Below are 15,925 nucleotides of genomic sequence, written 5' to 3'. Positions count from 1 at the left end.
CGGACGCCCGGTGAGGCGGCCGAAAGCATGCGCTCGCCCGGTCGGCCACGGGAACCGCGGGCGCACGAGGGGCATCCTCGTTGGAAGTGGCAACAGACATGAGGTGGAGCATGTCTCGTTGGAAGCAGTTGCCCGCCTCGCTCGACCCGCGAGTACGGCAACTCGCCGTACAGATGCGCCGGATGAAGGATCACAGCGGACTCGGACTGCAGGCGTTGGCCGGCCGGACCGGCTACAGCCGTGCCTCCTGGGACCGGTATCTCAACGGCCGCGCGTTACCGCCAGGGCAGGCGGTGGCCGCACTGGCCCGCGCCTGCGACATCGACCCGGCCCGGCTGCTGGCCCTGCACGAGGTGGCCGTCGCGGCGGACCGCGGCGGGGAGGACGGTGCCGGCCGGGCGGGGGAGACGGACGTGGGGCCGGAAGCGGGGTCGGACGCGGGGGCGGACCTGGGGCCGGAATCCGGGCCGGGTGAGCAGGAGCGCGTACGACGGCGCGGTCGGCGGGTGCTCGGAGCCGCACTGGCGGCGATCGTGGTCGTGTCGGCCGTGGTCGCCCTGCTGGTGATGGCGCCATGGGACGGCGGACGCGAGCGGACCGACGGGCGGCCGGCTCCGGCGGACGCCACGGCGCCGGCCGCGCCGACGGGGACACGGACGCAGGCGTTCGTGTTCCGGGCCGGAAAGGACTACCCCTGCAAGGTGCGACGTGCCGGGGACGGGCTGCTGTACGCGGGCTACAGCAGTACCCGGGTGGGCCTGATCGGCATGGGATCCGCGCAGTGGTCCGTCGTCGAGGCGCAGTGCCTGCTGCGCCACCACGGCATGTCGCCGGGGATCGCCGACGGGGCGTTCGGCTCCCGCACCGAGCACGCGGTGGAGCAGTTGCAGGGCCGGGCGCATCTGCGGGTGGACGGGGTCGTCGGTGAGGACACGTGGGGGGTACTGCGCACATGACGTCGGGCGACCGATCCGGTGGCGGTTCGTCCGTCGACCGGGGGGTGGAGCGTGAGCGGCTGGCGGAGACCCTGCGCGGGCTGCGCGTCCGGACCGGGCTGAGCCTGGCCGCGCTGGCCGCGAAGACGCCGTACAGCAAGTCGTCCTGGGACCGCTATCTCAACGGCAGGACCGTCCCGCCCCGGCAGGCCGTCGCGGAACTGTGCGAGCTGGCGGGCGAGAACCCCGGCCGCCCGCTCGCCCTGTGGGAACTGGCCGACGCCGTGTCGAGCGGGCGCGCGGCGGGCGGCGGTGCCGAGCGCGGACGCCCTCTCGCGGACGCGCCCTCGCCCGCTCCGGCGGGGACACCGGTCCCGCCCGCGGCCCCCGGCCGCCCGGCCCGGGGCCTGCTCGCCGCAGTCGTGGGCGGGCTCGCCGTCGTCGCGGTCGTCGTCGTGGCGCTGGCGGCCACAGGCGTCTTCGGCGGAGCCACCCCGGACCGGCGTGCCACGCCCTCCGCGTTCCCCTCCGCACTGGCGCAGGGATGCCACGGCGGCGGATGCACGGGCAAGGACCCCCAGACGTACGGCTGCGGAGGCGAGCCCGTGCCGGTGACCCTGGGCCGGAAGAGCTTCCCGGGGCCGACCGTCGTCAAGATCCGGCACAGTACCGTCTGCGGTGCGGTGTGGGTGCGGATCGACCTCGGCAGGGTGGGGGACCGGGTGGAGATCCTCGTACCGCATCAGGCTCCGGGGCGGACCGAGGTCAAGAGCCGGAACGACGCCAGGGACTCCTTGTCCACCCCGATGGTCGCCGCCTCCCCGTCCGACCTGGGCCAGGTGCGCGCCTGCCTGGTGCGGGACGGCGAACGGCACTGCTTCGGCACCCACTGATCGCCGAGCGCGGCACGGCGCGCCAAGGGGGATCGGGCCCCTTGGCGCGCCGTGGGGTCGAGGCGGGCTCAGCTCACGTCCGACGCGTCCAGCCGGTAGAGCGTGGACTGGTTGGTCTGCGATGTCGTCCCGGACGAGGATTTCGAGGACGACTTCGAGGACGAACTCGACTTCGGCGACGCCGAGTTGGCGCTCTTGCTGTACGCGCTCTCCTTCACCGGCGTCCCGTGCTTCGTCACCCAGGCCGTGACCTCGGAGGACACGCTGTTGCTGTCGCCGCCGGGGCCGCCGCCCATCATGCCGCCACCGAGCTGGATGTAGTGCAGCTCGCCCTTCTTCACCAGTTCCTTCAGCTTGGCGACGGTCATCGCCTGGTCGGAGCCGGTGAAGCCCCACATGGAGATGACCGGCACCCTGGCGCTCAGCTCGATCTGGGCCGCGCTCTGCGAGTTGGAGACCGCGAGCAGCCAGATGGCGCCGTCCTGGTGCTTCTTGAGGTACGCGATCAGCTCGCTGTTCGCGCCTCCCATGCCGCCTCCCATGCCGCCTCCCATGCCACCACCCATGCCGGCTCCCGTACGGCCGCCCATGCGTCCGGAGCTGCCGTCCGGGGTGCCGGCCCCGCCGCTTCCGCCGGTGCCGCCCGGGGCCGTACCGCCCGACGCGCCCTGGCCGCCGGGGAGTTCACCGTTCTGGGCGCCGCCCGGGAAGTCGCCGGCCTGCCCTCCGCCGCCCGGCAGCTGTTCACCGGACGCACCGCCCGAGGCGCCTCCGGGCGCCGTCGTGCCACCGGGGAAGCCGCCGCCCGCCTCGGCGTTCTGGCCGCCCTGCCGGATGCCGCCCGGCATCTCCCCACCGCCCGGGAAACCGCTGCGGTCACCGCCGAAGCCGCCCCGGCCGCCGCCCCCGCCGGGGCCGCCGAAGCCGCTTCCCGTGGAGGGGCCCGCCGTCGGGTTCACCCCGCTCATGCCGCCGCCCGAACCGGACGGCACCGACCAGGCGTACGCCGCCGGGCCCGCGATCGCGGCGACGACCGCCGCCACCACGGAGGCCGCGAACAGCCGTACGCGATTGCCGGAGCGGAAGACGAACAGGCCGACGATCGCCGCGGCCATCACCACACCGACGGCCGGCCACAGCCAGGTGTTCCAGCCGGAGGCCCGGCGCAGGAGGACGATCGCCCAGACCGCGGTGACGGCGAGTCCGGCCGGCAGCACCCAGGCCCAGCGCTTGTCGGCGCGGAACGCGCGCAGCAGCAGGACACCGCCGCCTCCGCACAGCGCCGCGATGCCCGGGGCGAGGGCGGTGGTGTAGTACGGGTGCATCGTGCCCTCGGCGGTCGCGAAGGTGACGTAGTGCAGGACCGTCCAGCCGCCCCAGAGGACGAGGGCGGCCCGGGTGAGGTCGGTGCGCGGGGCGCGGCCGCACAGGATCAGGCCGGAGACGAGGGCGATGGCCGCGAACGGGATCAGCCAGGAGATCTGGCCGCCGAGGATGTCGTTGAACATCCGGCTGAGGCCCGCGGAGCCGGAGAAGCCGCCTCCGCCGCCCCCGCCACCGCCGCCGTTGCCCTCGCCGCCGAAGATCCGGCCGAGGCCGTTGTAGCCCATGATCAGGTTCCAGGCGGTGCCGTCCGTCGAACCGCCGATGTACGGCCGCTCGGAGGCGGGCACGAGAGACACGGCGACGGCCCACCAGAAGCTGGCGACCGCCAGGACCACACCGGCGATCAGCAGGTTCACGATCCGCCGTACGAGCGCCGGCCGCGCCGCGAGCAGATAGACGGCGAAGACGGCGGGCAGCGCGATGTAGCCCGCCAGCATCTTGGTGTTGAAGGCGAGGCCGAAGCACACGGCCGAGCCGAGCAGCGGCAGCAGCGCGCCGTCGCGGGTGGCGCGCAGTGCGAGCGCCGCGCCGCCGACCATCAGCAGGACGAGGATCGTGTCGGGGTTGTTGTCCCGGTCGATGGCGACCGTGATCGGGGTCAGCGCGAGAACGAGCGCGGCCACGGCGGCCGCCGCGTGCCCGAAGGACCGCTTCACGGAGGAGTGCAGGATCCAGATCGCGCCGAGCCCGGCCGCGACCTCGGGCAGCATCATCTGCCAGGTGCCGAAGCCGAAGATCCGGCACGACACGCTCATGACCATGTTGGCGAACGGCGGTTTGTCGACGGTGAGGAAGTTCCCGGCGTCGAGCGAGCCGAAGAACCAGGCCTCCCAGTTCTGCGTGCCGCTGTAGATGGCCGCGCTGTAGAAGCTGTTGAGGCTGTCGCCCGACAGGTTCCAGCAGTACAGCACCGCCGCCAGGAGCATGATCGCGATCAGTGCGGGGAGCGACCAGCGGGGCGCGCGCTCCGGCTCGCCGGCCGGCGTCGGGGACGGCGGACCCGGGGTCGCCGTCGTGGCGTGGGGGAGGGGATCGGTGGCAGATGTCACCAGTGCACCGTGCAGGCCGGCGATGGGTACGGGCTGTGGTGCACCTGGGCGGAAGCTGTGGGTCGGTGAAAGCGGGGTAAGGTCTCGGATCCTCCTCGGTAAGAAAGGAGTGCAACCTTCCGGCCGCCTCAGCGAGTCAACTGGGGCATGAATTCCCGGACATCAAGGCGTACCGGAGCGGTCGCCGCCGCCCTCGGCGCCGCGCTGCTCATACCGGCCGTCACCGCCGCCACCCCGGCCGCCGCGGCCACGCCCACCGTCAGCTGTACGTCCGCCAGGGCGGGCCTCGCCGCCAAGCTGCAGAAGGACATCGCGGCCGCCCTGGCCGGCCGCAACGGCACCGTCGCCCTCGGCCTGTACGACCGCGCTACCGGGACCACCTGCACCCTGCGCGCCGCCAACTCCTACGACTCGGCGAGCACCGTCAAGGTCACCGTGCTCGCGACGCTGCTGTGGGACGCGAAGAAGGACAACCGCTATCTGACGGACACCGAGGCCTCGCTCGCCAAGGCCATGATCACCAAGTCGGACAACGCCGCGACGACCAAGCTGTGGAAGCAGCTCGGCCTGACGAAGATCAACGGCTTCCTGGCCGCCGCCGGCATGGCGAGGACCGTACCGGGCGCGAACGGCTACTGGGGCCTGACCCAGGAGAACGTCACCGACGAACAGAAACTGCTCCAGCTCGTCACCGCCAAGAACAGCGTGCTGAGCGACAACTCCCGTGCCTACATCCTGAAGTTGATGGGCCAGGTCATCCCGGCGCAGCGCTGGGGCACCCCGGCCGGCGCGCCGTCCACGGTCTCCGTGCACGTCAAGAACGGCTGGCTGCAGCGCTCGGCGCACGGCTGGCGGGTGCACAGCCTCGGCACCTTCGACGGCGCCGGCCACGACTACATGCTGTCGGTGCTCTCGCAGGACAACAGCACCATGGACTACGGCGTCACCACCATCCAGAACGTCGCCAAGGCCGTCCACAAGGACCTCGTGCCGACCACGCCGACGACCACGGTCTACGTCCCGACGAGCAAGCCGAGCGAGGCCTTCGTGGCCGTGCCGCCGGGAAGCTGACGCCGCACGAGGCGGTTCACGTGACCGGGTGCGCATCCGGCTCCGAGCAGGGCCGCCCCCGACGGCACCGCAGCCGTCGGACAACCGCACCCGGTAATTGTTGCGGCGGGATGAAATCCGAGCCCGTCGGCGTTGGTGCCTTCCGGCGGACGAGCCGAAGACGAGCCGAAACAGGGAGGCACCGGCGTGGCAGCGCAACGGGGATGGGCACGGAGACTGGCGGGGTACGCCTGGCGCTACCCCAAGGACGTGATTCTCGCCCTCGGCTCCTCCCTCGCCGGTATGGCCGTCATGGCCGTCGTACCGCTGATCACCAAGGTGATCATCGACGACGTGATCGGGAACCACACCCGCTCCATGGCCCCCTGGGCCGGCACCCTGATCGGCGCGGCCCTCCTCGTCTACGTCCTCACCTACATCCGCCGCTACTACGGCGGCCGCCTCGCCCTCGACGTCCAGCACGACCTGCGGACCGAGATGTACGGCACGATCACCCGTCTCGACGGCCGCCGTCAGGACGAACTGTCCACGGGGCAGGTCGTCGGCCGGGCCACCAGCGACCTCCAGCTGATCCAGGGCCTGCTCTTCATGCTCCCGATGACCATCGGGAACGTCCTGCTCTTCCTGATGTCTCTGGTGATCATGGCGTGGCTGTCGCTGCCGCTGACCCTGGTCGCCCTAGCCGTGGCGCCCGCGCTCGCCTGGATAGCCAAGCGCAGCCGCAGCAAGCTGCACCCCGCCACCTGGTACGCCCAGGCGCAGGCCGCCGCCGTCGCGGGCGTGGTCGACGGCGCCGTCAGCGGCGTACGCGTGGTGAAGGGCTTCGGGCAGGAGGAGCAGGAGACCGGCAAGCTCCGGGAGGTCGGGCGCAAGCTCTTCGCGGGACGGCTGCGCACCATACGGCTGAACAGCACGTACACCCCCGCCCTGCAGGCCGTACCGGCCCTCGGCCAGGTCGCCATGCTGGCGCTCGGCGGCTGGCTGGCCGTACGCGGGCACATCACGCTCGGCACCTTCGTCGCCTTCTCCAGCTATCTCGCCCAGCTGGTCGGCCCGGTCCGCATGCTCGCGATGGTCCTCACGGTCGGCCAGCAGGCCCGGGCCGGCACCGAGCGCGTCCTGGAGCTGATCGACACCGAGCCGACGCTCCACGAAGGCACCAAGACCCTCCCCGCCGACGCGCCCGCGACCGTCGAGTTCGACGACGTGTCCTTCGGCTACGACAGCGGATCCAAGGTCCTCGACGGACTGACCTTCGAGATACGCCCCGGCGAGACCCTCGCCGTCGTCGGCTCCTCCGGATCCGGCAAGTCCACCCTCTCCCTGCTGCTCCCGCGCTTCTACGACGTCACCCACGGCGCCGTCCTGATCGGCGGCCACGACGTGCGCGAGCTGACCCTGGACTCGCTCCGGGCCGCGATCGGGCTCGTGCCCGAGGATTCGTTCCTCTTCTCGGACACCGTCCGCTCCAACATCGCCTACGGCCGCCCGGACGCCACGCAGGAGGAGATCGAGGCCGCCGCCCGCGCCGCCCAGGCGGACCGTTTCATCAGGGAGCTTCCCGAGGGGTACGACACCAAGGTCGGCGAGCAGGGCCTGACCCTCTCCGGCGGCCAGCGCCAGCGCATCGCGCTCGCCCGCGCCCTGCTCACCGACCCGCGGCTCCTCGTCCTCGACGACGCCACCTCGGCCGTGGACGCCCGGGTCGAGCACGAGATCCACGAGGCGCTGAAGCAGGTGATGGAGGGCCGTACCACCCTGCTCATCGCGCACCGCCGCTCCACCCTGAACCTCGCCGACCGTATCGCCGTCCTCGACGGCGGCCGGCTCGCGGACCTCGGCACCCACGAGGAACTCCAGCAGCGCTCGGCGCTCTACCGGCGGCTGCTGACCGACCCGGACGAGCTGGGCGGGGTCTCCCCGGGCCGTGTCGAGCCCGCCGCAGTGCAGGAGGACACCTCCGTCCGTGAGGAGCTGGACGCCGAGTTCGACGCCGAGCGGGGCGTGACCCCGAGGCTGTGGACGGGCGACCGGGAGCCGAAGGATCAGGCGCTCTCCGGCACCCCGGCCACCCCGGAGCTGCTCGCCCAGGTGGCGGCGCTGCCCCCGGCCGTCGACACCCCGGACATAGACGAGGCCAGAGCGGTCGGGCGCGAGGACTCCTACGATCTGCGTCGCCTGCTGCGCGGCTTCGGCCCGCCCCTCCTGCTCAGCCTGCTGCTGGTCGCCGTGGACGCGGGCGCGGGCCTGCTGCTGCCGGTGCTGATCCGGCACGGCATCGACGCGGGCGTCACGAAGATGGCCCTCGGCGCCGTGTGGGCGGCCTCGCTGCTCGGTCTGCTGACCGTCGTCGTCCAGTGGGCCGCGCAGATCGGCGAGACCCGGATGACCGGCCGTACCGGTGAGCGGGTGCTCTATTCACTGCGGTTGAAGATCTTCGCCCAGCTCCAGCGGCTCGGGCTCGACTACTACGAGCGCGAGCTGACCGGCCGGATCATGACCCGGATGACGACCGACGTGGACGCGCTGTCCACGTTCCTGCAGACCGGGCTGGTCACCGCCTTCGTCTCGGTCGTCACGTTCTTCGGCATCATGGCCGCCCTGCTGGTGATCGACATCCAGCTCGCCCTCGTCGTCTTCGCGACGCTGCCCCCGCTGATCGTCGCGACCTTCTTCTTCCGCCGGGCGAGCGTGAAGGCGTACGAACTCGCCCGCGAACGCGTGTCGACGGTCAACGCGGACCTGCAGGAGTCGGTCGCCGGGCTGCGGATCGTGCAGGCCTTCGGGCGCGAGCGGGACGGCGGGCGGCGGTTCGCCGAGCGCAGCGACAGCTACCGGCACGCCCGGATCCGCGGCCAGTGGCTGATATCCGTCTACTTCCCGTTCGTGCAGCTCCTGTCGTCCGTCGCGGCGGCCTCCGTGCTGATCTCGGGCGCGCACCGGGTGGAGGCGGCGACCCTGACCACGGGCGCCCTGGTCGCCTACCTCCTCTACATCGACCTGTTCTTCGCCCCGGTCCAGCAGCTGTCCCAGGTCTTCGACGGCTACCAGCAGGCGACGGTCTCGCTGGGCCGCATCCAGGAACTGCTGCGCGAGCCGACCTCCACGAAGTCCGCGGACGAGCCGCTGGAGGTGCTGTCCCTGCGCGGTGACATCGCCTTCGAGGACGTGCGTTTCGCGTACGGGGCCGACGAGGAGGCGCTCACCGGCATCGACCTGACGATCCCCGCCGGGCAGACGGTGGCCTTCGTCGGCGAGACGGGCGCCGGCAAGTCCACGCTCGTCAAGCTGGTGGCCCGGTTCTACGACCCCACCGGCGGCCGGGTCACGGTCGACGGCACGGATCTGCGCGCCCTGGACCTGACCTCGTACCGGCACCGCCTCGGGGTCGTCCCGCAGGAGGCCTACCTCTTCCCGGGCACGGTCCGGGACGCCATCGCATACGGCCGCCCCGGGGCCGGTGACGCCGAGGTGGAGGCGGCGGCACGGGCGGTCGGCGCGCACGAGATGATCGCCACCCTCGACGGCGGCTATCTGCACGAGGTCGCCGAGCGCGGCCGGAACCTCTCGGCCGGCCAGCGCCAGCTGATCGCCCTGGCCCGCGCCGAGCTGGTCGACCCGGACGTGCTCCTGCTGGACGAGGCCACGGCCGCCCTGGACCTGGCCACGGAGGCACAGGTCAACCAGGCCACCGACCGCCTGGCGGGCCGCCGTACGACGCTGGTGGTCGCCCATCGCCTCACCACGGCGGCCCGCGCGGACCGGGTGGTCGTGATGGACCACGGCCGGGTCGCGGAGGACGGCACCCACGACGAACTCCTGGCCCGCGACGGCCGGTACGCCGAACTGTGGCGCACCTTCGTCGGACGCCCCGAACCGGAGGAGCCGGTCACCGCGTCCCGCTGACGGCCGTGCAACCATCCGACATACGTCGTGCGTCCGTACAGCAGTACGGAAATCGGGGGACAGGATCATGGCTGGGGGAGGACAACAGTGGACAGTGGTGCGATTCGCCGGCGTCTGGCGCTGGGAGCGGCCGTGCTGGCCGCGGCCGGGACGCTCGGCCTGGTGACATCCGGAGCCGCCCAGGCGGCCGAGGCCGACAGCTGCTCCGGCCGCCAGGTACGGACCCTGCCGTTCAGTACCGGGGTCACCCAGATCTACAACGACAACGGCTACGTCTGTGCCATCACGGTGGCCCGCCATCCCGGCACCACCCAGACGATGTCCGTCAGCGTCCAGGCCCGCGGTGGCCGGCCGGTGGTCGACCAGGGCAGCTACCGGTACCACGCGGGCCCGATCACCGTCCACGCCGGACACCGCTGCGTGTGGATCAGAGGTTCGGTGGGCTCGGGGTCGGTCAGCTCGGGCTGGATACTGTGCTGACGGCCCGCTGACGGCCCGCCCGGTCAGCCCGCTTCCGGCGGCCGCGCGAACCGGGGCACCGGGGCATCGGGGCGGCGGGAACCGGCCCGGTCCCTCGTCCGTCCAACGGCGGGTTGCCGGACGAGTCTCCGTGGTGCGGTGTCGGCCTGTACGCCTGGCAGCGAGCGCCGACTCACCCTCTCCGCCGCATCCGGCCGGCAGCCCGTCGCCATCGGCGCGCCCCCCTCAATGCGCCGATGGCGGCCCCTCTTCCGGTTACTGTGCTCTCCCTTGACGGAAAGAAACTTCCCGGATATTGGTGACCTCTCGGAAGTTTCCTTCAGCGGTTCTCCTCTGGAAGGAGCGCACGTGCCCGACACCGGCAGACCGTCCAGACGCGCCGTCCTCGCCGCCACCGCGGGCCTCACCGCCGCGCTGACCGTACCGGCCACCGCCCACGCCGCCGCACCCCCCGACCCCCGCCGGCTGCGCGCCCTGATCTCAGGCATGACGCTGGAGGAGAAGGTCGGCCAGCTCTTCGTGATGCGGGTCTACGGCCACTCCGCCACCGCCCCCGACCAGGCCGACATCGACGCCAACCTCAAGGAGCTCGGCGTCCGCACGGCCGCCGAGCTGATCGCGAAGTACCGCGTCGGCGGCATCATCTACTTCACCTGGGCCCACAACACCCGTGACCCGCACCAGATCGCGGACCTCTCCGAGGGCATCCAGAAAGCCTCCCTGGACCAGCCGCGCGGTCTGCCGGTGCTCATCTCCACCGACCAGGAGCACGGCGCGGTCTGCCGGGTCGGCAAGCCCGCCACCCTCTTCCCCGGCGCCATGGCCGTCGGTGCCGCCGGCTCCCGCTCCGACGCGCACACCCTCGGCCGGATCTCCGGCGCCGAACTGCGCGCGATGGGCATCAACCAGGACTACTCCCCGGACGCCGACGTCAACGTCAACCCGGCCAACCCCATCATCGGCGTACGGTCGTTCGGCGCCGACCCGGACGCCGTCGGCGCACTGGTGGCCGCCGAGGTGCGGGGCTACCAGGCGTCCCGGGTCGCGGCGACCGCCAAGCACTTCCCGGGCCACGGCGACACCGCCGTCGACAGCCACACCGGCTTCCCGGTCATCACCCACAGCCGGGACCTGTGGGAGAAGCTGGACGCCGTCCCCTTCCGGGCGGCGATCGCCGCGGGCATCGACTCGATCATGACCGCGCACATCCAGTTCCCGGCGCTCGACGACTCCGGCGACCCGGCCACCCTCTCCCGCCCCGTCCTCACCGGCATCCTGCGCGGCGAACTCGGCTACGACGGTGTCGTCATCACCGACTCCCTGGGCATGCAGGGCGTCCGCACCAAGTACGGCGACGACCGCGTGCCGGTGCTCGCGCTGAAGGCCGGGGTCGACCAACTGCTCAACCCGCCCTCGATCGACGTGGCCTGGCACGCCGTACTGAAGGCCGTACAGGACGGCGAGCTGACCGAGTCCCGCCTCGACGAATCGATCCTGCGCATCCTGCGCCTCAAGGCCCGGCTCGGACTCTTCGACCCACCGCACACCAGCCGGGCGGGCATCGAGCGCACCGTGGGCACCAAGGCCCACCTGGCCGCCGCCGACCGGATCGCCGAGCGCACCACGACCCTGCTGGTCAACGAGGACCACACCCTCCCCTTCGACCCCCGCACCGAGCGCCGGATCCTGGTCGTGGGCGCCGACCCGGACTCGCCCAGCGGCACCACCGGCCCGCCCACCGGCGTGCTGGCCGCCGCCCTCACCGAGCTGGGCTTCACCGCCACCGCCCTGTCCACGGGCACCACCCCCTCGGCCGCGGCCATCGCCGAGGCGGTCACGGCCGCGCAGGACGCGGACGCGGTGGTCGTGGCGACGTACAACGTGACGGCGGGCAACGCACAGCGGACGCTGGTGTCGCAACTGCGGGCCACGGGCAGGCCCCTGGCGGCCCTCGCCCTCCGCAACCCCTACGACGTGGCCCAATACCCCTCCGTCAAGGGCTGCTTGGCGTCCTACGGCTGGACGGACGTCGAAGTGCGCGCCGCCGCCCGGGTGATCGCCGGACGCGTGGCGCCGCGCGGCAGGCTGCCGGTGCCGGTGCAGCGGGCCGACGACCCCGCGCAGGTGCTGTACCCGATCGGGCACGGGCTGACGTACTAGCCGTACGCTACACACCCGGCGTACTACCCCCAACAGGCGGAAACCATCCCGGATGGGTGGCGTGGCCGCGCGGTCAAGGGCCACGCTGGAGCGGGGTGTCAGGGGGGATGGCGATGCGTGGGACAGGTGCCGTCGGAGCCGTGTGCCTTGTGTGCCTCGCGTGCCTGCTGCCGGGCGTCCTGCTGACCGGCTGCCGGGGCCCGGCGGGCGCCCCCGTCGGCGACGCCCGCCCCACCCCGGCCACGACCGGCGGTCACGGCGCCGAGTTCCTCGCGGTCGGCGAGTGCAGTTCCTTCGGCACGACCAGCTTCACCGAGGTGCCCTGCACCAGCGAGCGGGCGGCGGCCAGGGTCGTCGCCCGCTACGACGGCGCGGTCACCGACGGCCCCCTGTGCCCGGCGACGACCGACTTCGTGCTGCACATCGGCGCCCAGACCGCGATCTCCCCGGGCTACGCCTGCATGCGCAACCTGGAGCCCCCGCACCCCGGCGACCCCGGCGGCGGGGGCGGCCCGCGCACGATCCCGGGCGACTGCGTCTACACCTCCGGAGAGGGCCAGGTCCGCGAGACCCCGTGCGACGGCTCGGGCACCCACCGGCCCCAGTACCGGATCACCAGGGCGGCGCCGACGCGCGACGACTGCCCCGCGTCGACGACGCTGTACGTCCAGCTGGGCGGGAGCGATCCGGTGGGCTGCGCAAGGCGGGTATGAGTTCCTAGGGCCGCATCGCGGCCTCGCGCCCGGCATCCCCGGCATCCAGCTTGGCGTCGAAGCGAGCCAGAGGCCTGCCCCGGGCGGCATCGGCCGAGGACACCCCCGCCCACTCCAGGATGCGCCCCGTGGCAAGAGCGTTCTGACCCGGCACCAGGCCCGCGACGTTCGCGCCGTGGTTCATGCCGGGCGCGGTGAAGACATAGGAGTCACGGGCGCCCGAGCCGAGCCGGAACCGCTCCGAACCCCAGGGGTCGTTCTGGCCGTACACGAAGAGCATGTGCGTGGCGTGGTGCCGTACCCACGTGTCCACGTCCCGCATCGCGTAGGGCTGGAAACGCATCGGGATGGAGCGGGGCACGAAGTTGCGCGGCGGCTGATAGCCGTACCGGATCAACTTCCGCCCGATGTACGGGAAGTGGATGGTCGGCGAGCCCAGCTGGGTGCCGGCCTGGTAGTAGTACGGCGTGAACTGCGCGAGACCCTGGTCGGTGTAGGCGGCGAAACCGGAGATGGTGTCGACCGACGTCCAGATCGCGTCGTCGCTCGCGGCCGCCGCGTCCGCCGGGACGGTGCCGCAGTCCTTCAGCAGGCTGTACTGCCAGAAACCCCACACATAGTCGAGGACGACCGCCTCGTACGCCTTGTCCAGCCCGCCGATGGTGCCGAAGGTGTACCCCTTGTCGGCGGCGTACCGCGCGTACCGCTTCTCCAGTGGCTCCCGGCGCACCAGCGCCTCCCGCTGCACGGCGTTCAGCCGGTCCCGGCACTCCTTGGTGCCGACCGTGGCGAAGAAGCGGTCGTAGGCCGAGTCCTCGTTGTTGACGACGTCGTTGGGGGCGACGTAGGCGACCACGCCGTCCATGTCGCGCGGGTAGAAACGCTCGTAGTACGTCGCCGTCATACCGCCCTTGGAGCCGCCGGTGGCGATCCAGTGGCCGCCGTAGATCGGCTTGAGCGCCTCGAACACACGGTGCTGGTCGCTCGCCGCCTGCCAGATGTCGAGCTTGGACCAGTCGGCGGGGTCGGGGCGGGACGGCGTGAAGAAGCGGTACTCCAGGGAGACCTGGTTGCCGTCCGCGATCCGGGTGGGCTCACTGCGGGACGGGTTCGTGGAGACGTTGTAGCCGCTGGTGTAGAAGACCGTCGGGCGGCTCACGTCCTTGTGCAGCACGGTGATCCGCTGCTGGAAGGTACCGCGGTCCGGGTGGTGGTGGTCGACCGGCTGGGTGTAGTTCAGGACGAAGTAGCGGTAGCCGGGGTACGGCTTCTCCTGGATCAGGCTCATGCCCGGTATGGCGAGCAACTGGTCCTTGATGTCGGTGGGCTCGGACCGGGTGGCGGTGGCCGCTCCCGCCGCTGTACCGCTCAGCGTGCCTATGAGCACCGCGAGCGTCAGCAGCCATCTGAGCGCCTTGCGCATGCGCACTCTCCCCTGTGTGACTGTTGTGAGACACATGTGCGCCGGAAGCTATCTGAGTAACTGGCGTCACACCAGGGGGAGTTGTCTGCAACGTCAGGTACCGGTCAGCCGGCCTCCGCCAACTCGGCGGCCGCCGTATGGAGTTGCTCACGCACCGCCCCCAGTACCGGATCCCCCTCCGCTCCCGCCCGAACCGCCGCGAACGCGTTCCGGGACGGCGGCTCGCCCGCCACCGGCCGCACGGCGAGGCGGCGCCGGGCGTACAGCGGCCGGACCAGGCGCGGCACCAGCGCCACCCCGGCGCCCGCCTCCACCAGGGCGATCAGGGCGCCCCAGTCGTTCACCGGGTGACGGATGTCCGGGGTGAAGCCCGCCGCCGCACACACCGCGCGGGCCACCGCGCCACAGCAGCTCTCGGCCGCGCCCACGATCCAGGGCGCGGCGGCCAGTTCGCGCAGCGGGACGCGGTCGCGGGCGGCCAGCGGATGGTCCTCCGGCACTGCCACGTCCAGGATGTCCGTCAGCAGATCGGTACGGGAGTAGCGGCGGTCGGTGTGCGGCGGGGCGGCCGCGAAGTCGACGGCCACCACCACGTCCAGCCGTCCCCCGTCGAGCGCCGTGAACGCATCCGGCGGCTCGGCCTCCACCACGTCCACGCGGACGTGCGGAAGCCGCTCGGCCAGCGCGCGTAGGGCCGGTGGCACCAGTCCGAGGATGCCGCTGCCGAAGCAGCCGATCGTGACCTGCCCGCGCCCGCCCGACCCGTACGCCGCCAGGTCGGCCCGTGCGCGCTCCAGCTGGGCGGCGATCGCCTCGGCGTGGCCGAGCAGGATCCGGGCCTGCCCGGTCAGCCGTACGCCCCGCCCCTCGCGCTCGGTCAGCGGCGCCCCGAACTCCCGGGCCAGCGCCGTGATCTGCTGGGACACCGCCGACGGGGTCAGATGCAGGGCCTCGGCGGTACGGGCCAGGCTGCCCCGGCGCTCCAGCTCACGCAGCACGGTCAGCCGCCGCAGATCCATGGTGAAGGTTCCGCTTACCTGTTCCACCCCGAAACATTAACTGGACCGAGGCAGTGCGCTCGGCAAGCATCGCACCCATGACCACGCACTCGTACCTCGTCCTCCACGGCTGGCAGAACCGCCGCCCCGAGGGCCACTGGCAGCACTGGCTCACCACCCGGCTCACCGAACTGGGCCACCGGGTCAGCTATCCCCAGCTGTCCGACCCGGACACCCCGGAGCTGGAGGTGTGGCTCGCCGAACTGGTCCGCCATCTGGAGGAGTTGAACGGATCCGGCCCGGGGGAGCGGGTCGTGATCGCCCACAGCCTGTCCGCGGTGCTGTGGCTGCACGCCGCGTACCGCGGCCTGAAGCAGCTGCGGTACGCGGACCGGGTGCTGCTGGTCGCTCCGCCGTCCGGATCCTTCCTCGCCGGCCGGCCGCAGGTTTCCCCGTTCGCCCCGCCCGCCCTGGACGTGGCCCTTCCCGCCCCCACCCACCTGGTCGCGAGTGACGACGACCCGTACTGCCCCGAGGGCGCGGACCGCCTCTACGCCGACCCGCTCGGCATCCCCGTCGACATCCTCCCGTCCGCCGCCCACCTCGACCTCGACGCGGGCTACGGCTCCTGGCCGGCGGTCTTGGACTGGTGCCTGCATGCCACGACCCCGCTGACGGCACGTCCGGCCCCCTGAGCCCGTAGCGGCAGGGTGCCGGTGCGTTTCAGGGAGCGGTGGCCGCACCCTCCGGGGCGCGGGGCTGTACCGATATGCGGCTCCGCCGCGTGGGCGCGACCAGCCACAACGCACCCGTACCCGTACTCGGCGATGGTGGGTTGTGCCGTGCTGGTGGCCGGCAGGTCCGCCAAGACCCGCCGCGTGGGCGCGATCAGATCATCACGCACCCGCACC

General features: G+C 72.3%; 11 protein-coding genes. 8 read left to right on the top strand and 3 right to left on the bottom strand.

Features of this window, described 5'->3' with window-relative positions:
• The first annotated feature begins 110 nt into the window (after positions 1-110).
• Positions 111-956: a helix-turn-helix domain-containing protein gene (locus AV521_RS15685; protein WP_076088723.1), complete on the top strand. Its 846-nt coding sequence runs from the start codon at positions 111-113 to the stop codon at positions 954-956.
• On the top strand, positions 953-1,828 hold the full coding sequence (locus tag AV521_RS15680; RefSeq protein ID WP_076088721.1) for an XRE family transcriptional regulator: 876 nt from the start codon (positions 953-955) through the stop codon (positions 1,826-1,828). The genes AV521_RS15685 and AV521_RS15680 overlap by 4 nt, the downstream gene beginning before the upstream one ends.
• Before the next feature lie 68 nt (positions 1,829-1,896).
• Here AV521_RS15680 and AV521_RS15675 read toward each other — a convergent pair whose 3' ends face one another.
• On the bottom strand, positions 1,897-4,263 hold the full coding sequence (locus tag AV521_RS15675) for a glycosyltransferase family 39 protein (RefSeq protein WP_076088719.1): 2,367 nt from the start codon (positions 4,261-4,263) through the stop codon (positions 1,897-1,899).
• A gap of 147 nt (positions 4,264-4,410) precedes the next feature.
• On the opposite strand from AV521_RS15675, the gene AV521_RS15670 reads away from it, so the two are divergent.
• The 5 genes from AV521_RS15670 (at position 4,411) to AV521_RS15650 (ending at position 12,593) form a co-directional block, all read left to right on the top strand.
• On the top strand, positions 4,411-5,334 hold the full coding sequence (locus tag AV521_RS15670; RefSeq protein WP_076088717.1) for a serine hydrolase: 924 nt from the start codon (positions 4,411-4,413) through the stop codon (positions 5,332-5,334).
• 186 nt (positions 5,335-5,520) lie between these two features.
• Entirely contained in the window at positions 5,521-9,240 is a 3,720-nt protein-coding gene (locus tag AV521_RS15665; protein ID WP_076088715.1) for an ABC transporter ATP-binding protein, read from the top strand.
• Between the two features lie 87 nt (positions 9,241-9,327).
• Positions 9,328-9,720, top strand: coding sequence for a hypothetical protein (locus tag AV521_RS15660; RefSeq protein WP_076088713.1), 393 nt, complete (start codon positions 9,328-9,330; stop codon positions 9,718-9,720).
• Positions 9,721-9,948: 228 nt separating this feature from the next.
• A complete protein-coding gene (locus AV521_RS15655; RefSeq protein ID WP_079249276.1) occupies positions 9,949-11,880 on the top strand; it encodes a glycoside hydrolase family 3 protein in 1,932 nt (643 codons plus the stop codon).
• A gap of 113 nt (positions 11,881-11,993) precedes the next feature.
• Complete coding sequence (locus AV521_RS15650) at positions 11,994-12,593, top strand: hypothetical protein (protein WP_076089179.1); 600 nt, start codon at positions 11,994-11,996, stop codon at positions 12,591-12,593.
• A 4-nt stretch (positions 12,594-12,597) separates the two neighbouring features.
• Here the strand turns inward: AV521_RS15650 and AV521_RS15645 are convergent, their stop codons facing one another.
• Both AV521_RS15645 and AV521_RS15640 read right to left on the bottom strand, forming a co-directional pair.
• Positions 12,598-14,016: a S28 family serine protease gene (locus AV521_RS15645; RefSeq protein WP_076088709.1), complete on the bottom strand. Its 1,419-nt coding sequence runs from the start codon at positions 14,014-14,016 to the stop codon at positions 12,598-12,600.
• Positions 14,017-14,120: 104 nt separating this feature from the next.
• Positions 14,121-15,062 carry a LysR family transcriptional regulator gene (locus AV521_RS15640; protein ID WP_256725563.1) on the bottom strand — a complete coding sequence of 314 codons (942 nt, stop codon included), beginning with the start codon at positions 15,060-15,062 and terminating at the stop codon, positions 14,121-14,123.
• Positions 15,063-15,112: 50 nt separating this feature from the next.
• On the opposite strand from AV521_RS15640, the gene AV521_RS15635 reads away from it, so the two are divergent.
• A complete protein-coding gene (locus tag AV521_RS15635; RefSeq protein ID WP_076088705.1) occupies positions 15,113-15,709 on the top strand; it encodes an alpha/beta hydrolase in 597 nt (198 codons plus the stop codon).
• The last annotated feature ends 216 nt before the right edge of the window (positions 15,710-15,925 follow it).

It is taken from the genome of Streptomyces sp. IMTB 2501, from assembly GCF_001953885.1.
Lineage (GTDB): Bacteria > Actinomycetota > Actinomycetes > Streptomycetales > Streptomycetaceae > Streptomyces.
The sequence above is the reverse complement of the archived record's forward strand: the minus strand, read 5'-3'. Positions and strand labels throughout refer to the sequence as shown.